Genomic DNA, 22,938 nt, shown 5'->3' with positions numbered 1-22,938 from the left:
AGACGGAGGGGTATGGGCTGGACGCACGACTACAGTGACGCAGCACGCAATCGCCGCTCGGCCGGAGGCCTGAGCTCCCACCAGCGAGGCGGTGCCCCGCAGATGCCGGACTCGGATCCCCGGATGGGCATTCCGCATATTCTGCGCCGCCGGGCCCGCTGGGTCTCGGCGCGCCTGCGCCACCCGCGCGGCTGACCCGGCCACCCACCCTTCAGCGCGGACCTACAGCGCGCAGCTGTCGCTGTCCACCTGCTGATCGGCGGTACGACCCCGGACGATGTCCTGCTGGATCTCGTCCGCCGTGAGCGCGTAGCCGGTGTCGGCGTCGTCTAGCGACTTGGCGAAGACCACGCCGTACACCTTGCCCTCGGGCGTGAGCAGCGGGCCGCCGGAGTTGCCCTGGCGGACGGTCGCGTACAGCGAGTAGACGTCACGGCTCACCGTGCCGCGGTGGTAGATGTCCGGGCCGTTGGCCGGCAGGCGCCCGCGCACCCGCGCGGCACGCACGTCGTAGGCCCCGTTCTCCGGGAAGCCCGCGATGATCGCGCCGTCGCCGCTCTCGGCGTCGGTCGACGTGAACTGGAGCACGGGCGCGCGCAGGTCGGGCACGTCGAGTACGGCGATGTCGCGCTCCCAGTCGTAGAGGACGACGGTCGCGTCGTACTTCTTGCCCTCGCCGCCGATCTGGACGGTGGGTTCGTCGACGCCGCCGACGACATGCGCGTTGGTCATGACGCGGCGGTCGGCGAAGACGAAGCCGGTGCCCTCCAGGACCTTGCCGCAACTCGTCGCCGTGCCCATGACCTTGACGATGGAGCGCTTGGCGCGGGTGGCCACCGGGCTGCCCGCGAGGGCCGGATCGGGCGGCTGGACCTCGTTGATCGGCTCGTTCGAGAACGGGCTGAAGACCTGCGGGAAGCCGTTCTGCGCGAGGACCGAGGAGAAGTCCGCGAACCAGGTGTCCGCCTGGTCGGGCAACGCCCGGGAGACGCCGAGCAGCACCTTGGAGTTACGGACCTCCTTGCCGAGCGTCGGCAGGGTCGTCCCGGCGAGGGCGGAACCGATCAGCCACGCCACCAGGAGCATCGCGACGACGTTGACGAGGGCGCCGCCGGTCGCGTCCAGGGCGCGGGCCGGGGACCAGGTGATGTAGCGGCGCAGCTTGTTGCCGAGGTGGGTGGTCAGGGCCTGCCCGACCGACGCGCAGACGATCACGACGACGACCGCGACCACGGCGGCGGTCGTGCTCACCTCGGCGTTGTCGGTCAGCGCGTCCCAGATGACCGGGAGCAGATACACGGCCACGAGGCCGCCGCCGAGGAAGCCGATCACCGACAGGATGCCGACGACGAAGCCCTGGCGGTAACCCACGATCGCGAACCAGACGGCGGCGACCAGCAACAGGATGTCCAGCACGTTCACTGCTTCAGGCTCCGCCTCGTCACTTTCCGATCATGCCCGGTCGGCCCGGGACCCGGTCCGCCGCACTACGGCAAGGCGACATGGCGGCCCCGGGAACACACAGCACGGCAGACACCCTGTCATGACCGCCAGTCGAGCGGGACCTGCTTGTCCCGGTCCCAGGGCCGCTCCCAGCCCGAGTAATGGAGCAGGCGGTCGATGATTCCGGCGGTGAAGCCCCAGACGAGAGCCGATTCGACCAGAAATGCCGGACCTTTGTGTCCTCTGGGGTGAACGGCCGTGGCTCGGTTGTCCGGATTCGTGAGATCCGCCACGGGGACGGTGAAGACACGGGCCGTCTCATTCGGATCGACGACGCCGACCGGGCTCGGCTCGCGCCACCAGCCCAGGACGGGCGTGACGACGAACTGGCTGACCGGGATGTACAGCCTGGGCAGCACGCCGAAGAGCTGGACGCCGCTCGGATCCAGCCCGGTCTCCTCCTCGGCCTCGCGCAGCGCGGCCCGCAGCGGCCCGTCGGTCTGCGGGTCGCCGTCCTCGGGGTCGAGGGCGCCGCCGGGGAAGGAGGGCTGCCCGGCATGGGAGCGCAGGGAGCCGGCGCGCTCCATGAGCAGCAGCTCTGGCCCTTGCTCGCCGTCGCCGAAGAGGACCAGTACGGCGGACTGGCGCCCCGCGCCGTTCTCCGGGGGCAGGAAGCGGCTCAGCTGCACCGGCTCGACGGTCTCGACCACCCGCACGACCGGGTCCAGCCAGGCCGGCATCCCCTTCTTGCTCAGCACCACCGGCCCGTCCTGCGTATCGCTCGCACGCGTCATGCCCACCCCTGTCGTCCTGCCGAGTCCAACGCCTGACGGGACCGGGATCGTTCCGCCCCGCCGGCATGGATGCGCCGGCGCGCCACGCCCGGTCCGGTTCGGCCCCTCATCCGGCCCCCAGCGGCGGGGCCGGCCTGCCGCCCGCGTCCAGATAGGACTGCGGGGGCTTGAGGCGCTGGCCGGGGAAGCCGCCCTTCTCGTACTTCAGAAGCTTCTTCGCCTTCTCCGGGTCCGTCTCGCCTTCGCCGTACGCCGGGCAGAGCGGCGCTATGGGGCAGGCTCCGCAGGCGGGCTTACGGGCGTGACAGATGCGGCGGCCGTGCCAGATCACATGGTGCGAGAGATCCGTCCAGTCGCTCTTGGGGAACAGCGCGCCGATCTCGGCCTCGATCTTGTCCGGATCCGTCTGCTCGGTCCACTGCCAGCGGCGCACCAGTCGCTGGAAGTGCGTGTCCACGGTGATGCCGGGGCGCCCGAAGGCGTTCCCGAGGACGACGAAGGCCGTCTTGCGGCCTACGCCGGGCAGCTTGACCAGCTCTTCGAGGCGGCCCGGAACCTCGCCGCCGTGATCCTCCACGAGCGCCTTCGACAGGCCCATGACCGACTTGGTCTTGGCCCGGAAGAACCCGCACGGACGAAGAATCTCCTCGACCTCCTCCGGGTTGGCGGCGGCCAGATCCTCGGGGGTGGGGTACTTGGCGAACAGTGTGGGGGTCGTCTGGTTGACGCGCAGGTCGGTGGTCTGGGCGGACAGGACGGTGGCGACCAGCAGCTGGAAGGGGTTGTCGAAGTCCAGCTCCGGGTGCGCGTACGGGTAGATCTCGGCGAGCTCGCGGTTGATACGGCGGGCCCGGCGCACGAGAGCGGTACGGGACTCGGCGGCGGGAGGCTTCGGGGCGACGGTCTTAACGGGGGAGGCGCCATCGACCGAGGCGGTGGCCTTCTCGGGGACGATGGCGGGCTTCTTGGTGATCGCCTTCTTGGTGATCGCCTTTTTGGCGGTCGTCTTCTTCGCGGCCACCTTCTGGGAGGCGGCCTTCTTCGAGGCGGCCTTCTTCCCGGCGGCCGTGGTCTTCTTCGCAGCCGTCGTCTTACTCGCAGGCGTGGCCTTCTTCGCGGCCGCCGTCGCCTTCTTCGCGGCCGTCGTCTTCTGCGCAGGCGCAGCCTTCTTCGCGGCCGTCGTCTTCTGCGCAGGCGCAGCCTTCTTCGCAGGCACAGCTCTCTTCGCAGCCGTCGCCTTCTTCGCAGCCGTCGTCTTCCTCACCGCCGCTTTCTCGCCACCCGTCGCCGTCGCGCCCGGCGTCTTCTTCGCCGCTTTTGCGGTTTTCCTTCCGCCACCAGGGTCCTGTTCGCCCACAGCGGAATCTCGACGTACAACCACCCGCCCAGCCCCCTTGGCCTGTGCTCTCACCGGCGATTTGGACACCCGGCCAGCCTAGAGCCCGGCACCGACATCCGCCCCGGACCCTGAAGATCGGCCCCCAATTGGACCCCTGCCGCTTACCCCGGCACACCTGTGCGGCATCCTTGTGACAGATCACACTGTTTGGACTGTCCGGCAAAATGGGCACCACGGTCCCCTGGTACGCGGGGGAGCAAGATCCCCTGAGCAGGTCGACAAGGAGAGAACTCGTGGACGACGTTCTGCGGCGCAACCCGCTCTTCGCGGCGCTCGATGACGAGCAGTCCGCGGAGCTCCGCGCCTCCATGAGTGAGGTGACCCTCGCACGCGGTGACTCCCTGTTCCACGAGGGCGACCCCGGTGACCGGCTCTACGTCGTCACCGAGGGCAAGGTGAAGCTCCACCGCACCTCACCCGACGGCCGGGAGAACATGCTGGCCGTCGTCGGTCCCGGCGAGCTCATCGGCGAGCTGTCCCTCTTCGACCCGGGTCCCCGTACGGCGACGGCGACCGCGCTGACCGAGGTCAAGCTGCTGGGCCTCGGCCACGGCGACCTCCAGCCCTGGCTGAACGCCCGCCCCGAGGTGGCGACCGCGCTGCTGCGCGCCGTCGCCCGCCGTCTGCGCCGCACCAACGACGCGATGTCGGACCTTGTCTTCTCGGACGTCCCCGGCCGGGTGGCCCGTGCGCTGCTCGACCTCTCCCGCCGCTTCGGCGTGCAGTCCGAGGAAGGCATCCACGTCGTGCACGACCTGACGCAGGAAGAGCTGGCCCAGCTGGTCGGCGCCTCCCGCGAGACGGTCAACAAGGCCCTGGCGGACTTCGCCGGACGCGGCTGGCTCCGCCTGGAGGCCCGCGCCGTGATCCTGCTGGACGTGGAGCGGCTCGCCAAGCGCTCGCGGTGACAGACACCATTCGTACGACGCCGGGGCCCCGTCTCACATCGAGGCGGGGCCCCGGCGCGTACGGCCTCCCGAGCAGGCCACCTCTCGAACATCCGCGCGCCAGGAGATAGCCTCCGCCCATGGCTAACGGGCAGTGGTACCCACCGGAGTGGCCGGACCGTATCCGAGCGCTCGCGGACGGAGACCTCACCCCTGTCGCTCCGCGGCGTGCGGCGACCGTCATGCTGCTCAAAGACGCCGAGGCCGGTCCTGCCGTGCACATGTTGCGTCGACGGGTCTCGATGGCGTTCGCGGGCGGCGCGTACGCCTATCCGGGCGGCGGTGTCGATCCGCGCGACGAGCATCCGATCCGCTGGACGGGCCCCACGCGCGCGTGGTGGGCGCGGCGGCTCGGCGTCGACGAGGCGGCGGCCCAGGCGATCGTGTGCGCGGCCGTACGGGAGACGTACGAGGAGGCGGGTGTTCTGCTCGCCGGGCCCACCGAGGACTCCGTGGTCGGTGACACGACCGGTGAGGACTGGGAGGCCGATCGTGCCGCTCTGGTCGCCAGGGACGTGTCCTTCGCCGAGTTCCTGGACCGCCGCGGACTGGTGCTGCGTTCGGACCTGCTGGGTGCCTGGACCCGCTGGATCACCCCGGAGTTCGAGCCGCGCCGCTACGACACCTGGTTCTTCGTCGCCGCCCTCCCGCAGGGCCAGCGCACCCGCAACGCCTCTACGGAGGCCGACCGCACGGTGTGGATCAAGCCCGCGGGCGCCGCCGCCTCGTACGACAAGGGCGAGCTGCTGATGATGCCGCCCACCATCGCGACCCTGCGCCAGCTGATCCCGTACGACAGCGCCGCCCAGGCCCTCGCCGCCGCCCCCGACCGTGACCTGGCGCCCGTCCTGGCGCAGGCCCGTCTGGAGGACGGCGAGATCGTGCTGTCCTGGCCGGGCCACGACGAGTTCACCAAGCACATCCCGACCGGCGGAGCCTCCGCATGACCGCACTTCCCATGCCTCCAGTGACCGCAGGGCCCCTTGAGCCCGTACTGCCGGAAGGCCCCCTCGTATGACGGACGCAGCAGCCCTCCCCGGCCAGCCGCGGGGCGGGGTCCTCACCGGCCCCGCCACCCCGCGCGCCGTCAACGTCCTCGCGCCCAACCCCTCCGCGATGACCCTGGACGGCACCAACACCTGGATCCTGTCCGAGCCCGACTCGGACCTGGCCGTCGTCGTCGACCCGGGCCCCGAGGACGAGGGGCATCTGCGCAATGTCGTCGCCATGGCGGAGAAGTCCGGCAAGCGCGTCGCCCTGACGCTGCTCACCCACGGCCACCCCGACCACGCCGAGGGCGCCGCGTTCTTCGCCGAACTGACCGGCACGCGCGTGCGTGCCCTCGATCCGGCCCTGCGGCTCGGCGACGAGGGGCTCGGCGCCGGGGACGTGATCAGCGTCGGCGGTCTGGAGCTACGGGTCGTTCCGACGCCCGGGCACACCGCCGACTCGCTGTGCTTCCACCTCCCGGCCGACCAGGCCGTGCTGACGGGCGACACGATCCTGGGCCGCGGTACGACGGTCGTGGCGCATCCCGACGGGCGCCTGGGCGACTATCTGGACTCACTGCGGCGGCTGAGGTCCCTCACGGTCGACGACGGCGTGCACACGATTCTCCCGGGCCACGGGCCCGTGCTCGAGGACGCCCAGGGAGCCGTCGAGTTCTACCTCGCCCACCGGGCGCACCGCCTCGCCCAGGTGGAGACGGCCGTGGAGGACGGCTACGGCTCGCCGTCCGAGGTCGTGGCCCATGTGTACGCGGACGTGGACCGGTCCCTGTGGCCGGCGGCCGAACTGTCGGTGCGGGCCCAGCTGGACTATCTGGAGGAGCACGGCCTCATCTAGTGAGGTGTCCGAGGTCTCAGAGATGTCCGAGGCGTCATGCGGTGCCGAGTGGCGCGCTCTCCTCGGCGAGCTGGTGATCCGCCCAGACGTAGCTCTCGGGAAGCAGGTCGGCGACGGGCACCGCTCGCAGGCCGTCCTTCGTACCGACGATGATCTCGAGGGCGGGGAAGTAGTCCAGAAGGACCTGGCGGCAGCGACCGCACGGGGGAACGACGCCTCGGTCCCGGTCACCCACGGCGACGATGATGTCGAGGTCATGGGCGCCCTGGGCGGCGGCAGCGCCGATGAGCACCAGCTCCGCGCAGGGGCCTCCGGTGAAGTGATAGGCGTTCACCGCGGTGACGATCCGCCCGTCCCGGGCGCGGCCCGCAGCCGCCATGGTGTGGTTGTCGCCCCGGCAGTGCGTGGCAGCGACATGGGCCGCCGCGCGGATCAGTTCGTGGTCGACACGGTCGGTCTGTGTGGTCATCGTCTCTGTTCCCCTGCTGTGGCACACCGACAGGTCGCCCTGAACCGCTTCCCCGGCAGGTGCAGGTGCAGGTGCAGGCACGCCTGCCCGGCCGGCCTACCCGGTCGTTCTACCCGATCGGCCTGCTTGGTCAGCCTGTCCGGTCGTCCTGTCTGGTCGGCCTGTCCCGTCGGCCTGCCCGGACCGTCTCACGTCCCGGGCAGGCCGCCGCCGTCTCCGAAGCCTTACGCCCCGGTCAGCTCCACCTGGATCTCGACCTCCACCGGCGCGTCCAGCGGGAGCACGGCGACACCCACGGCGCTGCGGGCGTGGACGCCCTTGTCCCCGAGGACCTCTCCCAGCAGCTCGCTGGCGCCGTTGAGGACGGCCGGCTGGCCGGTGAAGTCCGTGGCCGAGGCCACGAAGCCCACGACCTTCACCACGCGCGCGATGCGGTCCAGGTCGCCCGCCACCGACTTCACGGCCGCGAGGGCGTTCAGCGCGCAGGTGCGTGCGAGTTCCTTGGCCTCCTCCGGTGTGACCTCCGCGCCCACCTTGCCGGTGACCGGAAGCTTGCCCTCCACCATGGGGAGCTGGCCGGCCGTGTAGATGTACACGCCCGACTGGACCGCCGGCTGATAGGCGGCCAGCGGGGGGACGACCTCCGGAAGCCGCAGGCCCAGCTCGGCCAGCTTCTCCTCGACCGCGCTCACGCCTGCTTCTCCCGCTTCAGGTAGGCCACGAGCTGTTCGGGGTTGTTCGGCCCGGGCACGACCTGGACGAGCTCCCAGCCGTCCTCGCCCCAGGTGTCCAGAATCTGCTTCGTGGCGTGGACGAGCAGCGGCACGGTTGCGTATTCCCACTTGGTCATGTGGCCGACTTTATCCGCTGCCCGTCGGGGCCCGGGCGGCCGACCACGGTCAGGTTGTCCACAGGCTGTCGCGTAGTCGGCGCACCGACTGGTTAGGCTCGAAGACGTGAGCAGGCTCCAGGTCGTCAGCGGCAAGGGCGGGACCGGAAAGACCACGGTCGCCGCCGCGCTCGCGCTCGCCCTCGCGACGGAGGGGAAGCGGACGCTTCTCGTCGAGGTCGAGGGCAGGCAGGGCATCGCGCAGCTCTTCGAAACAGAAGCGCTGCCCTACGAGGAGCGGAAGATCGCCGTCGCTCCTGGGGGCGGGGAGGTGTACGCCCTCGCCATCGACCCCGAACTGGCCCTTCTGGACTACCTCCAGATGTTCTACAAGATGGGCGGCGCCGGCCGGGCCCTGAAGAAGCTCGGCGCGATCGACTTCGCCACCACCATCGCGCCGGGCCTGCGGGACGTCCTGCTGACCGGAAAGGCGTGCGAGGCGGTGCGCCGCAAGGAGAAGAGCGGACGGTTCGTCTACGACTACGTCGTGATGGACGCGCCTCCCACCGGGCGCATCACCCGCTTCCTGAACGTCAACGACGAAGTGGCCGGGCTCGCGAAGATCGGCCCGATACACAATCAGGCGCAGGCCGTGATGCGGGTGCTGAAGTCGGCGGAGACGGCTGTGCACCTGGTGACGCTGCTGGAGGAGATGCCCGTCCAGGAGACCGCTGACGGCATCGCCGAGCTGCGGGCGGCGCGGCTGCCGGTCGGGCGGATCATCGTGAACATGATGCGGCCACAGGTGTTGGACGCTGCCGACCTGGAACTCGTACGAAGTGTGCCGCGCGCCGCCATGGCCAAGGCGCTGTCCTCGGCCGGGCTCGGCGGGGCACGGCGCGGCGGGAACGCGGAGCGGCTGGTGGACCCGCTGCTGGCCCAGGCCGACGAGTACGCCGAGCGGCATGCGCTGGAGCACGAGCAGCGGGCGGTCCTCGCGGAGTTGGGGCTGCCGGTGCACGAACTGCCCCTGTTCGCCGAGGGCATGGATCTGGCGGGCCTGTACGAACTCGCGGGCGAGCTGCGGGAACAGGGCCTGTCATGAGGTCGTTGACAGGTCGGGAGCCGTACGCGGTACGTCGTCGTCGGAAGCAGGGGATGTCATGACTCGTCCGGAACCCGCTCACGCGCACGACGCCGCCCGCCACGCCCCGCATCTCTCCCCCGCACGGGTGCTCGACCTCGACCCGCTGCTGGACGACCCGAAGACCCGCATCGTGGTGTGCTGCGGTTCCGGCGGCGTCGGCAAGACCACGACCGCGGCGGCGCTCGGGCTGCGCGCGGCCGAGCGGGGGCGGAAGGTGGTCGTGCTGACCATCGACCCGGCCCGCAGGCTCGCCCAGTCGATGGGCATCGACTCGCTGGACAACACCCCGCGCCGGGTGAAGGGCGTGGAGGGCGACGGCGAGCTGCACGCGATGATGCTCGACATGAAGCGCACCTTCGACGAGATCGTCGAGGCGCACGCGGACCCCGAGCGGGCGGCCGCCATCCTGGGCAACCCCTTCTACCAGTCGCTCTCGGGGGGCTTCGCGGGCACGCAGGAGTACATGGCGATGGAGAAGCTGGGACAGCTCCGGGCGAAGGACGAATGGGATCTCATCGTCGTCGACACGCCTCCGTCGCGCTCGGCGCTGGACTTCCTGGACGCGCCCAAGCGCCTCGGCTCGTTCCTGGACGGCAAGCTGATCCGGGTGCTGCTGGCTCCGGCGAAGGTCGGCGGACGGGCGGGGATGAAGTTCCTGAACGTCGGCATGTCGATGATGACGGGCGCCCTGGGCAAGCTGCTCGGCGGGCAGCTGCTGAAGGACGTCCAGACGTTCGTGGCCGCGATGGACTCCATGTTCGGCGGTTTCCGTACGCGCGCGGACGCCACGTACAAGCTGCTTCAGGCGCCTGGTACGGCATTCCTGGTGGTGGCGGCGCCGGAGCGGGACGCGCTGCGGGAGGCCGCGTACTTCGTGGAGCGGCTGGCGGCCGAGGACATGCCGCTCGCGGGGCTGGTGCTCAACCGGGTCCACGGCAGCGGCGCCGACCGGCTGTCGGCCGAGCGGGCGCTCGCCGCCGCGGAAAATCTTGAAGAGCTTCGCATTGTGGATCAGGAGGGCGGGAAAGCTGGACTTCGTAACTCCCCTGACACGTACGACAGTTCAGAATCACCCGCTTCCGAGGCACCGGCTTCCGACGAAGGCTCCCCCGCCGTCACGGACCCGGAGCGCGCCGCGGCCACGGACGAGTCCGGGTCGGACTCCCCCCATCTGGAGCGGTCCGTCGACCAGCTCACAGCGGGCCTGTTGCGGCTGCACGCCGAGCGCATGCAGTTGCTCTCCCGCGAGCAGCGCACGCGTGACCGTTTCACCGCGCTCCACCCCGAGGTGGCGGTGGCCGAAGTGGCCGCGCTGCCCGGCGATGTGCATGACCTCGCGGGACTGCGGAACATCGGCAACCGGCTAGCGGACAACCGGCCGGAGCTTCCTGACCCCGCGACCGGCGCCTGAGGCTCGGCCCACGGAATCCGTCCCGGGGCCGCGGAATCCGCCCCGGGGTCCATGGGATCCGCCCCCGGATCCGCCCGGGGTAAGCCTCCCGGCCCCCTCAGCTCACCGCCGCGTAGTTCTCGTACACCTGGTCGTCGTCCAGGGGCACCAGGCCGACCCCTCGCTCGTACTCCGTGCGTGCCGTCTCCAGCAGCCGGCGCCACGAGGTGACGGTCGGCCGCCTGCGCAGCAGCGCGCGGCGCTCCCGCTCCGTCATGCCTCCCCACACGCCGAACTCGACGCGGTTGTCGAGCGCGTCCGCCAGGCACTCCGTGCGCACGGGGCATCCGGTGCACACCGCCTTGGCCCTGTTCTGCGCTGCTCCCTGAACGAACAGTTCATCCGGATCGGTAGTGCGGCAGGCCGCCTGCGCACTCCAGTCGACTACCCAGCCCATACCGGCGCCGTCCTCTCCCGAATCGAGGCTCCCCCACGGCGGCAGCGGCATATTCACCGCCGCCAGTTGAGGACGTTACGGAAGGTGGGCACAGCGCAACACCCCCTTCGGGCCCAATCTTGAATGGCCCGAACGGACTATGCGTAAGCGGCAGATCACCCGGGGGAGTGAGCTGGCGACATGCGTGACTTTCCCGGCAAAGCGGGACAGTTCTGTTGCGTCACAACGGACGCCGGATGACACACAAGGCGGATTCGGACACGCGCTCACCAAAAAAGTGAGCAACCTCCGGAACGATTCGGGGTCGCCGGACGTATTGATACGTGGCCGCACTGCTGTGACAGTTGAGAGCAGCTTAGGCCAAGGCATTGACGTGTGTCCGGCAAATGAGAACGCAGGCACCCGACTTTGCCCTGCCATGAGGTAAGGGCCGTGCGAGCGAGCCGCGTCACATCCGGCGCGCCGGGCGTCCGGGCGCCCTGGCCCCTGTCACGCCCGAGGCGCCCTCACCGCACGCCTCTCACCTCACCGCACGTCACGATCTCACTGCGAACATCCCGACAGGCAACGGCTCTCTCGGAACGCTCATGCGTACGGATTAGGCTGCACCCATGCCAAAGAAGCGCTCGGGCGGCGGTCTGTCCACGACGCAGCAGGCCGCGAAGTTCCTCGGTGTCAGCGTGCTCGCGGGAGCAGTGATGGCAGGCATCGCGCTGCCCGCGGCCGGCGCGCTGGGGCTCGCCGCCAAGGGGTCGGTCGAGGGCTTCGACGAGATTCCGGCGAACCTCAAGCGCCCGCCGCTGAGTCAGCGCACCACGATCCTGGACGCGAAGGGCGGCCAGATCGCCACGGTCTACTCAAGGGACCGCACGGTCGTGGACCTCAAGGACATCTCGCCGTACATGCAGAAGGCGATCATCGCGATCGAGGACGCCCGCTTCTACCAGCACGGCGCGATCGACCTGAAGGGCGTGCTGCGCGCGCTCAACCGCAACGCCCAGAGCGGTGGCGTCGCCGAGGGCGCGTCCACGCTGACCCAGCAGTATGTGAAGAACGTCTTCGTGGAGGAGGCCGGCGACGACCCGACGAAGGTCGCCGAGGCCACCCAGCAGACACTCGGCCGCAAGATCAAGGAGCTGAAGTTCGCGATCCAGGTCGAGGAGGAGCTCGGCAAGAAGAAGATCCTCGAGAACTACCTGAACATCACGTTCTTCGGCCAGCAGGCGTACGGCGTCGAAGCCGCCTCCCAGCGCTACTTCTCCAAGTCCGCCAAGGACCTCGAACTCCAGGAAGCGGCGCTGCTCGCCGGCATCGTCCAGTCCCCGAGCCGCTACGACCCCGTCAACGACGAGGCCGAGGCCATCAAGCGGCGCAATGTCGTCCTCCAGCGGATGGCCGACCTCGGCGACGTCTCCCAGGAGGACGCCGACAAGGCCAAGGAGGAGCCGCTGGGCCTGAAGGTCAGCAAGCCCAAGAACGGCTGCATCACCGCGGTCAAGGGCGGCGGTTTCTTCTGTGACTACGTACGCCAGGTGTTCCTGAAGGACCCGGTCTTCGGCAAGACCAAGGAGGACCGGGCCAAGATCTGGAACCAGGGCGGTCTGACGGTGCGGACCACGATGGACCCGCAGGCGCAGAAGTCGGCGCAGAAGTCAATCAAGGAGCACGTCTACCAGAAGGACGAGGTCGCCACGGCCGCCACCATCGTGGAGCCCGGCACCGGCAAGATCCTGGCGATGGGCCAGTCCCGGCCGTACGGCATCGACGTCAAGAAGAACGAGACGACGATCAACCTCTCCGTCGACCAGAACATGAACGGCGGCGCCGGCTACCAGCCCGGTTCGACCTTCAAGCCGATCGTGGCTGCGGCGGCCCTCGAGGACGGGATGTCGCCGACCCAGGTCTACGGCTCGCCGTACGAGATGGACTACCCGAGCCCGGTCGCGGCCTGCGACGGAAGGACCTGGAACGAGAAGGGCGTCCCGGTCGCCAACGAGAACGAGTCCGAGGTCGGGCCGTACGACATGCGGGACGCCACCGCCAAGTCGGTCAACACCTACTTCGTGGAGATGATCTCGGACATCGGCATCTGCCCGGTGACGACGATGGCGAAGAAGATGGGCGTCGAGCGCGCCGACGGCGGCGAGCTCGCCCAGGCCCCGTCCATCGCCCTCGGCACCATGGAGATGTCTCCGCTGACGATGGCGGCCGGGTACGCGTCGTTCGCCTCGCGGGGCATGTACTGCACGCCGATCGCCATCGAGTCGATCACCCAGCGGGCCGCCGGGAAGACCAAGTCCCTGGAGGTCCCGAAGTCGACCTGCCGGCGCGCGATGTCCGAGACCACCGCCGACACCATCAACACGCTTCTCCAGGGCGTGGTCGAGGACGGCACGGGCACCGAGGCCGGTCTCGGCCCCAGCCGTCCCAGCGCGGGCAAGACCGGTACGACCGACGAGCGCTACGCGGCCTGGTTCGTGGGCTACACCCCGAACATGGCAGGCGCCGTCTGGGTGGGCGACCCCAAGCACGAGCGCAAGATGCAGAACATTCGGATCGGCGGCGTCTCGCACGCCAAGGTCTTCGGCGGCCAGGTCCCCGGCCCGATCTGGCGCGACATGATGTCGGGCGCCCTGGACGGCAAGGACGCACCGGACTTCAACATCGTCCACATCCCTGACGGCGACAAGGGCCGGGACCGCGACGAGGACGACGACGAGGACAACGGCAACGGCGACGAGAACGGCAACGGGAACGGCAACAACGGCGGCCTCATCGGCGGCCTGACCGACGGTGGCGTCACCGGCGGCGCTGACGGCGGCACCTTCCCGTCGCCCTCGTTCTCGATCCCGGAGGGCTGGTGGCGCGGCCAGACGGCGGGCAACGGGACCGGGGGGCGTGACTGACGCGGACGGCGCGGAAAGCACGGAAGGGTGCGGAGCAGCGCGAAAGGCGCCGCGCCCCTTGCGGATCCCTGGATCCCTGGATCCCTGGATCCCGCGACGAGAACACCCTCGTGACGAGCCTCGTCACGAGGGTGTTGCAATTCGGGCCGACCCTGCCGGAGTCAGTGCCTCAGCCGGCGAGCAGCTTCTTCACGGCGGCGGCGACGCGGCCACCCTCCGCCTGACCCGCCACCTTCGGGTTCACGATCTTCATGACGGCGCCCATGGCCCGCGGGCCCTCGGCACCCGCCGCCTTGGCCTCCTCGACGGCCTGGGCGACGATCTGGTTCAGCTCGTCGTCGCTGAGCTGCTTCGGCAGGTACGCGGCGAGCACCTCGCCCTCCGCCTTCTCCCGCTCGGCGGACTCGGCACGACCACCCTGCGCGAAGGCCTCGGCCGCCTCACGGCGCTTCTTCGCCTCGCGGGTGATCACCTTCTGCACCTCGTCGTCGGAGAGCTCGCGCTTCTCCTTGCCCGCGACCTCCTCCTTGGTGATCGCGGCGAGCGTCAGCCGGAGCGTCGAGGAGCGGAGCTCGTCGCGCTCCTTGATCGCGGCGTTGAGGTCTTCCTGCAGCTTCGACTTGAGCGTGGTCATGGGGTGATTGTCGCAGGTGTGGGGACGGGAACGCCCCCTGATTTAAGGGGGCGGGGTGGTCGCCGGGCTCAGAGCTCTCCGCCGGTCTGACACGATGGTCGTATGCGTGCGCGATACGGAGTACCCCTGGGAATCACGGCGGTTGGCGCCGCCGGTCTGCTGTACTCGGCGGGTTTCGAGGCCCGCTCCTTCCGTCTTCGACGGGTGACGATCCCCGCGCTCCCCTCCGGCATGCGCCCGCTGCGCGTGCTCCAGGTCTCCGACATCCACATGGTCGGCGGCCAACGAAAGAAGCAGCGGTGGCTGCGCTCGCTGGCGGGCCTGCGCCCCGACTTCGTGATCAACACCGGCGACAACCTCTCCGACCCCGAAGGTGTACCGGAGGTGCTGGACGCGCTGGGCCCGTTGATGGAGTTCCCGGGCGCGTACGTCTTCGGCTCGAACGACTACTACGGCCCCAAGCTGCGCAACCCCGCCCGGTACCTCCTGGAGAAGGCCCAGGGCCGGCACGGCCTCAACGGCAACGCACCCGCCGTCGGCGCGATCCACAACCCCTGGGAGGACCTGCGCGACGGCTTCGACGCCGCGGGCTGGCTCAACCTGACGAACACGCGCGGGACGCTGAAGGTCGAGGGCGTGTCCGTGGAGCTCACGGGCCTCGACGACCCGCACATCAAGAGGGACCGCTACGAGCAGGTGTCCGGCGGCCCGTCCGGCACCGCCGACTTCGCGATGGGCGTGGTGCACGCGCCGTACCTGCGCGTCCTGGACGCGTACACGGCCGACGCCTACCCCCTGATCCTGGCCGGCCACACCCACGGCGGCCAGCTCTGCATCCCCTTCTACGGCGCGCTGGTCACCAACTGCGACCTGGACACGGACCGGGTGAAGGGCCTGTCCACGCACACGGCCGAGGGCCGTACGTCATACCTCCACGTCTCGGCCGGCTGCGGCACGAACCGCTACACCCCATTCCGCTTCGCGTGCCCGCCGGAGGCGACGTTGCTGACGTTGGTGGGGCGGGAGTAGGGCGCGGGGGTACTGGGCGTACCGAGGCGCGGGGGACTGGGCCGTACTGGGCGCGGGGGTACTGGGCGTACCGGGGCCAGTGAGGTACCGCGGTCACTGGGTTACTGGCGTATAGACCGGGGCGTCGCCGCGGACGCGCACCCGTAACCCGTAACTCGTAACCCGTAACCCGCACGGTCTACCCATATCGCCCCATTTGCCCCATACCCGCTTAGCGTGAGGGCATGACGGCCCCGATACCCAGGGACATCCCGGACCTCCCCGCAATACCGGGCATTCCCGTGCTGATGCCCTCCCACGTCCCGGCCACGGCGGTACGAGCACCCGTACGCCGCCCCCTGGCCGCCGGCTACCGCCTGCTGGTCGCGCTGATCGCGGCCACGGCGGTGGCGGTCGAGCTGACCCTCGGCAGCCCCCTGCGCACCCTGAGCCTCTTCGCGGTCCAGAGCAACATCCTGCTGGCCCTGGTCTTCCTCCTGTCGGCCCGCCGCGCCTGGACCGCCCGCCGCCCCCTCCCGTCGGCCCTGACGGGAGCCACACTGCTCTACGCCGTGATCACGGGCCTCGTCTACCACCTTCTCCTGGCCAAGGGGGCGAGCACCTTCGCGCTGCCGGGCGTCCTCACGGGCGAGGCGACGGAGCCGACGGGCTGGCATGCGATCACCAACCAGGTCCTGCATACGGCGATGCCCGTAGCGGTCCTGCTGGACTGGCTGCTCCTCACGGCCCCCGGCCGACTGCGCCTGCGTCGGGCGGCGACCTGGATGCTCTACCCCTTCGCCTACCTGGCGTTCGCGCTCGTCCGGGGCGTGTTCCTGCCGACCGACACACCGGCCCGCTACCTCTACCCCTTCCTCGACATCACCCAGCACGGCTACAAGAGCGTCCTCGGCAACGCCCTGCTCATCGGCCTCGCCATGTACGCCCTGGCCATCGTCCTCGTGGCCCTCGACCACGTCCGCCTCAACCCGATCCGCAACCGCGTCCGCATCCGCAGGCGCCGCGCGAAAACCGGATTTCGTCTCCAGCCACCGGTGGGCTAAAGTAAACGTCGTCGCCGCGACAAGCAGCGACATCGGGGTGTAGCGCAGCTTGGCAGCGCGCTTCGTTCGGGACGAAGAGGTCGTGGGTTCAAATCCCGCCACCCCGACAGTGAAGTACCAGGTCAGGCTCGGCGCTGAGAGATCAGCACCGGGCCTGATCTGTTGTGAGTGACTAACTGGTGACTATCGCTTCGCAACAGCGACGAAGATGCGATCCATGACGGTCGCTCCGGTCTGGATCACCGGGCGGATCTGCTTCCGGTAGACCTCCTCGGTCACGGCCGTACTGGAGTGTCCGACAAGCCGCGAGATCTCCTCACGCGGGATCCCCCTGTCCGACAGGATCGATACGAAGCTCTGCCGGAGCTCCCGCGGCGTCCACTCCTCCGGGACGATCCCGTCGACAGGTCCGGTCTCCGGCCACTTGTCGCCAGCCGCGAGCCACTGCCACTGGATCCTGAATGCGTCGATGGCGCGGCCGGGCAGCGCCAGCGTCCTGCGAGACTTCCTGGTCTTCGTCTCCCCGGTGCTTCGGACCGAGCGCCACACGGCGATGTGCGGCGGGATCTCGGGGCGCGCGTCCGGGTCGCCATCGAGGTCGACGTGATCCCACCTCAACGGGCGGATCTCTTCCGTACGGCCGCCTGTGAGCATCGAACGTTGGTGCGGCGACGGAGGCTCCGCATCCCGGGCTCGCATCCTCGGCGATAACACTCGGATAACTCGGCGGGACCGTGCGAGGTCAGTTCTCTCTCAGAACCCACAGACGTCCAAGAACCGGCTGATTTCTGCCCGCAGGGCATCCATCACGGCCCTCACCAGCGAGGATCAAGCCTTCCTCCCTCAATATGCGGGTGGTCGCCTGGGCGAGTGATGTGTGGTGGTGGCGGGAGTGATCACGAGGAGCCGCGCATGGTTGTCAGGGACCGGAAGCCGCAGTGGGATTGCGCCTCCGACGCGGCACTCATAGAAGCCATCCGAGCCGACGCCTCGGCCGGAGGTGGATTGCCCACGGCGAAAGCCGTGTCTCATACCCGATCGCGTGGGAGAAAGCTCGTTCAGGCCGGTGGAGCGGTCACTGAACTCCAGCGTCGTCACTGGAGCGCAGTTGTCGGCCATGCCGCTGGGTATTGCCGCGATATCCAAGCGGCCGATGGCCTGACCAGGGAAGCCTTCGAGAATGCGATAGACCGTGTTCGGTCCGGATGCCGCCCGAGTGTCACCTGGCGCCCATACGTGCTCGCCTCCGTCTTCAACACCGCCGTCGTGTGGATCTCTCAATCCCGCGGCACCGGCCTGACGCCGGAGTTTCGAACCCGCGTACAGGACCTTTCGCTCGACAGCCGCGTCACGGCGGAAAACGAAGGAGCGGAAGATGCGCTGGTGGCCGCCTCTTTCTGGGCACTACCCGAACGATGTCAGCTCCTGTTGTGGCACACCGTGATCGACGACGACTCACCAGAGCAAGTGGGCATACTCATGGGCACATCACCTGCCCTCGTCCCCTCCATGGCACAACGCGCACGTGAGATCCTCCGTGAGACATGCCTGCGGACCCATCTGGACCGGATGGACAATGAGAGGTGCCGGCCTTACATCGGTCTGCTCGCAGCCGCCGTCCGGCGCAATGGAGCCCGTCCTTCCTCAGCCCTGTACCGGCATGTCAGCGAATGCCAACCATGCGCCACCGCGCTGCTCCAACTCGATGACCTGGATCAGTCGCTCCAAGCCCTGCCCCCCGCACTCCTGTTCCGGCACACAGAGATTTTCGTTGCACCATGGGAGACACCGGCGGCGAGGGCGATTGGCACGCCACTCCCCGCTCACGCTGCTCCAGAGCAACCCCTGCACACAGCCCACCCAGTCTCACAGAAATTCGGCATTGCGCGCGTACGTTCGTCGGTCACCCACGCCGGGTGCACGAGAAATGGATTCCGTTCGGCGGCCGTAATCGCGGGCGCTCCCCTAGCCGCGCTGGGTGGTATCGTCGGAATCTTCGTCCTGCTGCCGGAATCCGGCGATACAGGATCGGACAGGAGAGCAGAACAGGCGATCAGCGACGCCTCCGAACAGCCAACCGGGGATACAGACAACACTCCTGTGCAGTCGCATCCCACCGAAGAATCCAGTCGACCGGACCGCAGGGCGGTTGTCCAGCCTTCACCCAGCGCCCAGAAGAAGAGGAGTTGGCCCATCCCTCAGCCGAAAGGACAGCCCACGAAGTCCTCAGGCGGCGCCGAGAATGGAGGAGCCGATGCCAGCGGCACCCCAAGCTCCTCCTGCGATCCGTCCGACGAGACCTGCGGCACTGCACATCTCGATCAGGGCACCACGGTCACCAGCCCGTCCAACGCTGACAGCAGCTTGTTCGGCGGCTCGGACACCGGGTACGACGCCAACAGTGGCATCTTCGGCGGCACGGGCACCAGCACGAACACCAACACGTCCAGCTCAGCTGGCGGCATCTTCGGCGGCCCAGGCGGCTGAGCGTAGACGCCTGGGTGGAGGACTGCGCTCGCGGCTTCGCGCGCTCCTGGCGCCCGCCCCGCTTCGAGAGGTGCGATCCGGCGCGGCCACGTTCTCGACAAGGGGCCCTCGCCACAGGCTCGCAGGAGTCGTCCACTGGTGCCTGGGCCAGGTTGGCCGCGCGGTGCCGGCCGACGACGGTCTCGCCGGTGCCTGCCACCCCCGCGCGCTCGAAACCAACAGCTGGGCGGTGACCCTGCGTTCGCCCTCGTCGGCGGCTTCCGACCGGTGGCCTGCCGCCGGGCCATCTGCCACTGCTCCCTCAGCAGCCGCTCCTGCCTCCGCGTCTCCCGCGCCCGCCGCGATGCCGCTGCACCAGCCGCTATGCCATTCCCCCTCGGCGACGCCACGCCTTTTACCTACGCCCCGGAGGGTTTTACCCACGCCCCGGAGGGCCGAGTGAATTCCGTGACGCCCCCTCCGTGCGTCCCACATACAAAGCATGGAATGCAGGTGTGGTCGAACAACTGGATCGTGAATTGACAGCGGACCCGGCGGCATGCCCTCGAATGCGTATCGAATCCTCGCTGCGGCCGTGCGGCGTGGGAATTGACAGAAGGTTGGGCGGCATGCCCTCTACGACGTGCGGAAATCGTCAAGTGCGGGCGTCGGATCGGGAATTGACACTTGCCTGATGGTTGCCTACGGTCCCGCTCGTCAGTTTTTCGTGATCGCAGCCGAAGGTATTCATGACTACATACGCGTTGCCCAAGTTCAGGCAGCAGTTGATTCTGGTTGTTCTCATGGTGTGTTCACTTCTGATCTGGCTGGACAACACCGTTCTGAGTACCACCCTGGAGACCCTCGCGGACCCGGCCCTCGGGCTGAATGCCGGACCGGCCGAGCTGCAATGGGCCACCGGCTCGTACACGCTGGCCTTCGCCACCTTGATGTTCACCGCGGGGGCGCTGGGCGACCGCTTCGGGCACCGGGCCGTGCTCGTGGTGGGCCTGGTGGTGTTCGGCGCGTCCTCGGTCTGGGCGGCGTACGCGGGCGACGCGGGGCAGTTGATAGCCGCCCGGGCCGCGATGGGCGTCGGCAGCGCGTTGATCATGCCGGCCAGCCTGGCCATCCTCATGTGGACGTTCACCGGCCCGGCGCGGTCGACCGCCATCGCCGTCTCCTCGACCTCCGCCGGTGTCGGCATGGCCGTGGGTCCGGTGCTCGCCGGGGTGCTGCTCGACCACTTCTGGTGGGGCTCGGTCTTCCTCGTCAACGTCCCGGTCGTGGTGCTGGCGCTGATCGGCATCGCCCTGCTGGTCCCGGACTTTCGCAGCCCCGTGGTGCGACCGCTGGACCCGGCCGGGATGCTGCTGTCGGTCACCGGCCTCGCGGCGCTCGCCTACGGACTGATCCGCGCGGGGCAGGTGGCGGACTGGGGCCGTACGGACGTCTGGGCGCCGATCGTCGCCGGACTGGTGCTGCTGGCCGTGTTCGTCCGGGTCGAGCTGCGCAGCAAGACGCCGACCTTCGATCCCCGGTTGCTCGCCCGGCGCGCGTTCGGTGGCGGCAACCTGGCGCTCGGTCTGCTCCTGTTCGCCATCTCCGCGGTCACCTTCTACAACGCGTTCTACCTCCAGGGCGCGCGCGGCTACTCACCGATGGAAGCGGGTCTGGCCGGCCTCCCGACCGCGCTCGGCGCGATCCTCGGCGCGCCCGTCGGCGCATGGTTGGTGCACCGTTGGACGCTGCGGCTCGTCACCGTGCCGGCCATGACCGTGGCGGCGCTCACCATGGGTGCGTATGGGCTCTTCGGGCTGCACACGCCCCTCGTCCGGATCGAGATCGTGCTGCTGGTCCAGGGCCTGTCGATCGGCATGGTGCTCGGCCCGGTGACCGCGGCGCTGATCAGCACCCTGCCGCTGGACCGGGCCGGTGCCGGGTCGGCCGTCACCAACACCGTGCGCCAGACCGGCGGTGTGATCGGTATCGCCGTCGGCGGCACGATCATGTCGATCGTGTACCGGAGCGCGATCGAACCCTCGTTGGACGGTGTGCCCGGACCGGTGCGGGAGCAGGCGCTGGTCTCCGCCGAACAGGCCCGGTATATCGCTGCCATGACCCACCGGCCCGCGCTCGGGCGGGCCGCCGACGACGCGTTCGTCCACGCCATGCACGTCGGCGCGGTCTGGATCATGTGCATCACGCTCCTCGGTGCGGCCGTGCTGCTGCTCGCCCTGCGCTCGATCCACAAGCCCACAGCAGCTGACGAGGGTGAGCCGGGGTCACAGCCGGAGCCCGTGCGGGGAGGCGGACCGATCGTCGATGAGGCCGCCCCCCGGGCCGGGGAGGGCGCCGGGGCCGATGCCCGGCTCGCCTTCGAGGGCGACGACACGGGCACGCACTGACGCCGTGGGAACCCGGCAGAAGCTCCCCGAGGCGGGGGCGGGCAGTCGGGTCACCTACCTGCCCGACCGTCACATGTTCGCCCTGTGGACCTGGGCCGGCGGCGCCGTGGGGGCGGCCCCGCCGGTCGGTGACGCCGCTCGATTCGCCCGGGCGGTCGGTGGAGGTCTGGCGGGCGTGGATCTCGGGGCGCGAATCCGCTCTTCCGGTCGCGACGCACGCCGTTCCCGACGCGACGGGGGTAGCCGTGACGACGGCTGAGCACGCGGGCGCCGTCTTCCGTCGCACCCTCGCGGTGGGGGGCGAGTTGCGCACGGCGCTCACCGCGAGGCTGCGGCCGTGTCAGGTGGGCGGGGTGAGCTGGCTGCGCGAGACCATCGACACGCACAGCGGCGCGGTGCCGGCCGACGAGATGGGGCTCGGCAAGACACTGCAACTCCCTCGATCCAGCCGCCTACTTCACGGTGGACCGGTGACACAGCCGGCGCGTGCCGGGGAGGAGCGGTGGGTCTGCGCCGGGCGGGTACGCACCCTCACCACCTGCTGAGCCGACGGAGACCCCATGGGCGTCTCCGCATCCTCCGCCGTACACGCGAAAGCGCTGCCCGCCCCGGAACGGAGCGGGCAGCGCCATGCGGACAAGGGCAGCGTCAGCCGGGGAACGGCTTGCTGGCGTTGTTGTCGGCGTCGATGCACTGCTGCAGTCGCTTCTGGAGGGCAGCGGCCTCGTTGAGGGTCCGCTTGGCCGCCGCGTGCTCGCCCAGCTGCTTCAGCTTGGCTGCCTTGTTCTTGAGCTTGGCGATCTGCTGGCGCATCTGGCCCTCGTTGCACGTGATGGCACCCTTGGCCGAGGCCGCGCTGTGGCCTGCCGACGGGGCGGCGTGCGCGGGCACCGACGTGATGAAGAGGCCTCCGACGATGGCTGCGGAGACAGCCAGGGCAGAGAAGCGCTTGGTCATGAATGTTCCCCCAAGTAGGGCTTGCTGTGGTCGAGATGGATCTTACCGAGTCGACTTAACTCGCCAGTAACCACCCCTGGCCGGCAACTTCGGTCAGGTCCCGGGCTCCGGGCCCCAGCGCTCGGGCCCCACTCCGCGCCAGTCGATCCAGGGCACCGTCGCCACGTCCGCCGGGTCGATCTCCAGTCCGGCCCGGCGAAGGAATTCCGCGACGTCGGCCACGTTGTGGGCCAGCCCCAGGATCTCGCCGTCCACGCGTACGCGTCGGCCCCCCGTGGCAGACGGCGGGTGCACGATCACGCGAATCGGTCCGGTCATGCCTTCAGGATCGTCCGGGACGTACGGGCCTGCACTCCAGTGGGCCGGGTCGTCGGGGAACGTTCGCATGGCCGGATTCAATCACGTGTTCGATTTATAGGGCCATCGGTGCTCTCGGCGCAGGTCCCCGTATGACCGCGTCGCCCGGCACCGGTCCCTCCCCTCGTGGGGACCGGTGCCGGGCGGCGGGGGCGGTGTCGATCCCTGATGTGCCGGGCGTCCTGGTGCACGGCGGTCACCCGGGATCGAGGGCGAGGAGGTGGCGCGAGCTGCTCGTGACTCCTGTGGGGCGGGATTCGGTGAAAGGTGGCCGAGAACATGCGGCGCCCGGAGTGGTCTCACCAAGCTCTGGGCTGGTGGCCTGGCCGGGCGTCGCGCGAGTGATGAGCACTTGCGTCGTGATCCTGCCAGTCGAGCGTGCCGAGGAGGAGGTTCCGGTCTCCGGACGCCGCCTTAG

General features: G+C 69.5%; 22 protein-coding genes, 1 tRNA gene and 1 pseudogene. 13 read left to right on the top strand and 11 right to left on the bottom strand.

Going from position 1 to position 22,938, the window contains the following annotated elements; genetic code table 11:
• Nucleotides 1–12 precede the first annotated feature (12 nt).
• Nucleotides 13–195 carry a hypothetical protein gene (locus ACHBTE_RS26170; RefSeq protein ID WP_394726547.1) on the top strand — a complete coding sequence of 61 codons (183 nt, stop codon included), beginning with the start codon at nucleotides 13–15 and terminating at the stop codon, nucleotides 193–195.
• 27 nt (nucleotides 196–222) lie between these two features.
• Here the strand turns inward: ACHBTE_RS26170 and ACHBTE_RS26165 are convergent, their stop codons facing one another.
• From ACHBTE_RS26165 to nth, 3 genes are all read right to left on the bottom strand, one after another.
• A complete protein-coding gene (locus tag ACHBTE_RS26165) occupies nucleotides 223–1,422 on the bottom strand; it encodes a MarP family serine protease (RefSeq protein ID WP_394726546.1) in 1,200 nt (399 codons plus the stop codon).
• A 119-nt stretch (nucleotides 1,423–1,541) separates the two neighbouring features.
• Nucleotides 1,542–2,237, bottom strand: a complete 696-nt coding sequence (locus ACHBTE_RS26160) for an NUDIX hydrolase (RefSeq protein ID WP_394726545.1) — start codon at nucleotides 2,235–2,237, stop codon at nucleotides 1,542–1,544.
• Between the two features lie 106 nt (nucleotides 2,238–2,343).
• Nucleotides 2,344–3,501, bottom strand: a complete 1,158-nt coding sequence (gene nth, locus ACHBTE_RS26155) for an endonuclease III (protein WP_394726544.1) — start codon at nucleotides 3,499–3,501, stop codon at nucleotides 2,344–2,346.
• 368 nt (nucleotides 3,502–3,869) lie between these two features.
• Between nth and ACHBTE_RS26150 the strand changes: the two genes are divergently transcribed.
• The 3 genes from ACHBTE_RS26150 to ACHBTE_RS26140 all read left to right on the top strand — a co-directional run bounded on the left by ACHBTE_RS26150 (nucleotide 3,870) and on the right by ACHBTE_RS26140 (nucleotide 6,428).
• On the top strand, nucleotides 3,870–4,544 hold the full coding sequence (locus ACHBTE_RS26150; RefSeq protein ID WP_053750087.1) for a Crp/Fnr family transcriptional regulator: 675 nt from the start codon (nucleotides 3,870–3,872) through the stop codon (nucleotides 4,542–4,544).
• Between the two features lie 119 nt (nucleotides 4,545–4,663).
• Nucleotides 4,664–5,530 (top strand): NUDIX hydrolase, encoded by an 867-nt coding sequence (locus ACHBTE_RS26145; RefSeq protein WP_394726543.1) that lies wholly within the window; start codon nucleotides 4,664–4,666, stop codon nucleotides 5,528–5,530.
• A 67-nt stretch (nucleotides 5,531–5,597) separates the two neighbouring features.
• Nucleotides 5,598–6,428: an MBL fold metallo-hydrolase gene (locus ACHBTE_RS26140; protein WP_394726542.1), complete on the top strand. Its 831-nt coding sequence runs from the start codon at nucleotides 5,598–5,600 to the stop codon at nucleotides 6,426–6,428.
• Between the two features lie 34 nt (nucleotides 6,429–6,462).
• On the opposite strand, the gene ACHBTE_RS26135 is transcribed toward ACHBTE_RS26140, so the two are convergent.
• The 3 genes from ACHBTE_RS26135 to ACHBTE_RS26125 form a co-directional block, all read right to left on the bottom strand.
• The gene (locus ACHBTE_RS26135) at nucleotides 6,463–6,897 is read right to left on the bottom strand and encodes a cytidine deaminase family protein (protein WP_394726541.1); all 435 of its coding nucleotides are present in this window, start codon (nucleotides 6,895–6,897) and stop codon (nucleotides 6,463–6,465) included.
• Nucleotides 6,898–7,121: 224 nt separating this feature from the next.
• A complete protein-coding gene (locus ACHBTE_RS26130; RefSeq protein ID WP_394726540.1) occupies nucleotides 7,122–7,589 on the bottom strand; it encodes a RidA family protein in 468 nt (155 codons plus the stop codon).
• The gene (locus ACHBTE_RS26125; RefSeq protein ID WP_003975360.1) at nucleotides 7,586–7,747 is read right to left on the bottom strand and encodes a DUF4177 domain-containing protein; all 162 of its coding nucleotides are present in this window, start codon (nucleotides 7,745–7,747) and stop codon (nucleotides 7,586–7,588) included. Before ACHBTE_RS26125 ends, ACHBTE_RS26130 begins: the two co-directional genes overlap by 4 nt.
• Before the next feature lie 106 nt (nucleotides 7,748–7,853).
• On the opposite strand from ACHBTE_RS26125, the gene ACHBTE_RS26120 reads away from it, so the two are divergent.
• Nucleotides 7,854–8,831, top strand: coding sequence for an ArsA family ATPase (locus ACHBTE_RS26120; protein ID WP_394726538.1), 978 nt, complete (start codon nucleotides 7,854–7,856; stop codon nucleotides 8,829–8,831).
• A gap of 58 nt (nucleotides 8,832–8,889) precedes the next feature.
• The gene (locus tag ACHBTE_RS26115) at nucleotides 8,890–10,284 is read left to right on the top strand and encodes an ArsA family ATPase (RefSeq protein WP_394726536.1); all 1,395 of its coding nucleotides are present in this window, start codon (nucleotides 8,890–8,892) and stop codon (nucleotides 10,282–10,284) included.
• 97 nt (nucleotides 10,285–10,381) lie between these two features.
• Here ACHBTE_RS26115 and wblA read toward each other — a convergent pair whose 3' ends face one another.
• The gene (wblA, locus tag ACHBTE_RS26110; RefSeq protein ID WP_388804211.1) at nucleotides 10,382–10,720 is read right to left on the bottom strand and encodes a transcriptional regulator WblA; all 339 of its coding nucleotides are present in this window, start codon (nucleotides 10,718–10,720) and stop codon (nucleotides 10,382–10,384) included.
• A 611-nt stretch (nucleotides 10,721–11,331) separates the two neighbouring features.
• Between wblA and ACHBTE_RS26105 the strand changes: the two genes are divergently transcribed.
• Nucleotides 11,332–13,626 carry a transglycosylase domain-containing protein gene (locus ACHBTE_RS26105; protein WP_394726534.1) on the top strand — a complete coding sequence of 765 codons (2,295 nt, stop codon included), beginning with the start codon at nucleotides 11,332–11,334 and terminating at the stop codon, nucleotides 13,624–13,626.
• Nucleotides 13,627–13,795: 169 nt separating this feature from the next.
• Here ACHBTE_RS26105 and ACHBTE_RS26100 read toward each other — a convergent pair whose 3' ends face one another.
• Nucleotides 13,796–14,260, bottom strand: a complete 465-nt coding sequence (locus ACHBTE_RS26100; RefSeq protein ID WP_394726532.1) for a GatB/YqeY domain-containing protein — start codon at nucleotides 14,258–14,260, stop codon at nucleotides 13,796–13,798.
• Nucleotides 14,261–14,362: 102 nt separating this feature from the next.
• Here ACHBTE_RS26100 and ACHBTE_RS26095 point away from each other — a divergent pair, with 102 nt between their 5' ends.
• The 3 genes from ACHBTE_RS26095 to ACHBTE_RS26085 all read left to right on the top strand — a co-directional run bounded on the left by ACHBTE_RS26095 (nucleotide 14,363) and on the right by ACHBTE_RS26085 (nucleotide 16,439).
• A complete protein-coding gene (locus ACHBTE_RS26095; RefSeq protein ID WP_394726531.1) occupies nucleotides 14,363–15,289 on the top strand; it encodes a metallophosphoesterase in 927 nt (308 codons plus the stop codon).
• Between the two features lie 224 nt (nucleotides 15,290–15,513).
• Nucleotides 15,514–16,332: a Pr6Pr family membrane protein gene (locus ACHBTE_RS26090; RefSeq protein ID WP_394726529.1), complete on the top strand. Its 819-nt coding sequence runs from the start codon at nucleotides 15,514–15,516 to the stop codon at nucleotides 16,330–16,332.
• A 33-nt stretch (nucleotides 16,333–16,365) separates the two neighbouring features.
• A tRNA-Pro gene (locus ACHBTE_RS26085) sits at nucleotides 16,366–16,439 on the top strand.
• Nucleotides 16,440–16,515: 76 nt separating this feature from the next.
• Here the strand turns inward: ACHBTE_RS26085 and ACHBTE_RS26080 are convergent.
• Nucleotides 16,516–16,989 (bottom strand): annotated as a pseudogene (locus ACHBTE_RS26080) (site-specific integrase); the annotation flags it as partial.
• 255 nt (nucleotides 16,990–17,244) lie between these two features.
• Between ACHBTE_RS26080 and ACHBTE_RS26075 the strand changes: the two are divergent.
• From ACHBTE_RS26075 to ACHBTE_RS26065, 3 genes are all read left to right on the top strand, one after another.
• Nucleotides 17,245–18,819, top strand: coding sequence for an RNA polymerase sigma factor (locus ACHBTE_RS26075; RefSeq protein ID WP_394726528.1), 1,575 nt, complete (start codon nucleotides 17,245–17,247; stop codon nucleotides 18,817–18,819).
• Nucleotides 18,820–19,547: 728 nt separating this feature from the next.
• Nucleotides 19,548–21,206 carry an MFS transporter gene (locus ACHBTE_RS26070; protein ID WP_394726526.1) on the top strand — a complete coding sequence of 553 codons (1,659 nt, stop codon included), beginning with the start codon at nucleotides 19,548–19,550 and terminating at the stop codon, nucleotides 21,204–21,206.
• Between the two features lie 245 nt (nucleotides 21,207–21,451).
• Entirely contained in the window at nucleotides 21,452–21,751 is a 300-nt protein-coding gene (locus tag ACHBTE_RS26065; RefSeq protein ID WP_394726525.1) for a hypothetical protein, read from the top strand.
• A gap of 103 nt (nucleotides 21,752–21,854) precedes the next feature.
• Here the strand turns inward: ACHBTE_RS26065 and ACHBTE_RS26060 are convergent, their stop codons facing one another.
• Together ACHBTE_RS26060 and ACHBTE_RS26055 are read right to left on the bottom strand one after the other, a co-directional pair.
• The gene (locus ACHBTE_RS26060; RefSeq protein ID WP_394726523.1) at nucleotides 21,855–22,163 is read right to left on the bottom strand and encodes a hypothetical protein; all 309 of its coding nucleotides are present in this window, start codon (nucleotides 22,161–22,163) and stop codon (nucleotides 21,855–21,857) included.
• Between the two features lie 93 nt (nucleotides 22,164–22,256).
• Nucleotides 22,257–22,481, bottom strand: coding sequence for a hypothetical protein (locus tag ACHBTE_RS26055; RefSeq protein ID WP_394726522.1), 225 nt, complete (start codon nucleotides 22,479–22,481; stop codon nucleotides 22,257–22,259).
• Between the last annotated feature and the right edge of the window lie 457 nt (nucleotides 22,482–22,938).

This window comes from Streptomyces sp. M41 (genome assembly GCF_043673425.1).
Taxonomy (GTDB): Bacteria; Actinomycetota; Actinomycetes; order Streptomycetales; family Streptomycetaceae; genus Streptomyces.
The sequence above is the reverse complement of the archived record's forward strand: the minus strand, read 5'-3'. Positions and strand labels throughout refer to the sequence as shown.

Bases quoted from the DNA above. Each gene is read 5' to 3' on its own strand.
- ACHBTE_RS26170 (WP_394726547.1), top strand. From the start codon at position 13: ATGGGCTGGACGCACGACTACAGTGACGCAGCACGCAATCGCCGCTCG.
- ACHBTE_RS26160 (WP_394726545.1), bottom strand. From the start codon at position 2,237: ATGACGCGTGCGAGCGATACGCAGGACGGGCCGGTGGTGCTGAGCAAG.
- ACHBTE_RS26145 (WP_394726543.1), top strand. From the start codon at position 4,664: ATGGCTAACGGGCAGTGGTACCCACCGGAGTGGCCGGACCGTATCCGA.
- ACHBTE_RS26140 (WP_394726542.1), top strand. From the start codon at position 5,598: ATGACGGACGCAGCAGCCCTCCCCGGCCAGCCGCGGGGCGGGGTCCTC.
- ACHBTE_RS26135 (WP_394726541.1), bottom strand. From the start codon at position 6,897: ATGACCACACAGACCGACCGTGTCGACCACGAACTGATCCGCGCGGCG.
- ACHBTE_RS26125 (WP_003975360.1), bottom strand. From the start codon at position 7,747: ATGACCAAGTGGGAATACGCAACCGTGCCGCTGCTCGTCCACGCCACG.
- ACHBTE_RS26115 (WP_394726536.1), top strand. From the start codon at position 8,890: ATGACTCGTCCGGAACCCGCTCACGCGCACGACGCCGCCCGCCACGCC.
- wblA (WP_388804211.1), bottom strand. From the start codon at position 10,720: ATGGGCTGGGTAGTCGACTGGAGTGCGCAGGCGGCCTGCCGCACTACC.
- ACHBTE_RS26105 (WP_394726534.1), top strand. From the start codon at position 11,332: ATGCCAAAGAAGCGCTCGGGCGGCGGTCTGTCCACGACGCAGCAGGCC.
- ACHBTE_RS26100 (WP_394726532.1), bottom strand. From the start codon at position 14,260: ATGACCACGCTCAAGTCGAAGCTGCAGGAAGACCTCAACGCCGCGATC.
- ACHBTE_RS26095 (WP_394726531.1), top strand. From the start codon at position 14,363: ATGCGTGCGCGATACGGAGTACCCCTGGGAATCACGGCGGTTGGCGCC.
- ACHBTE_RS26090 (WP_394726529.1), top strand. From the start codon at position 15,514: ATGACGGCCCCGATACCCAGGGACATCCCGGACCTCCCCGCAATACCG.
- ACHBTE_RS26075 (WP_394726528.1), top strand. From the start codon at position 17,245: ATGGTTGTCAGGGACCGGAAGCCGCAGTGGGATTGCGCCTCCGACGCG.
- ACHBTE_RS26070 (WP_394726526.1), top strand. From the start codon at position 19,548: ATGACTACATACGCGTTGCCCAAGTTCAGGCAGCAGTTGATTCTGGTT.
- ACHBTE_RS26060 (WP_394726523.1), bottom strand. From the start codon at position 22,163: ATGACCAAGCGCTTCTCTGCCCTGGCTGTCTCCGCAGCCATCGTCGGA.
- ACHBTE_RS26055 (WP_394726522.1), bottom strand. From the start codon at position 22,481: ATGACCGGACCGATTCGCGTGATCGTGCACCCGCCGTCTGCCACGGGG.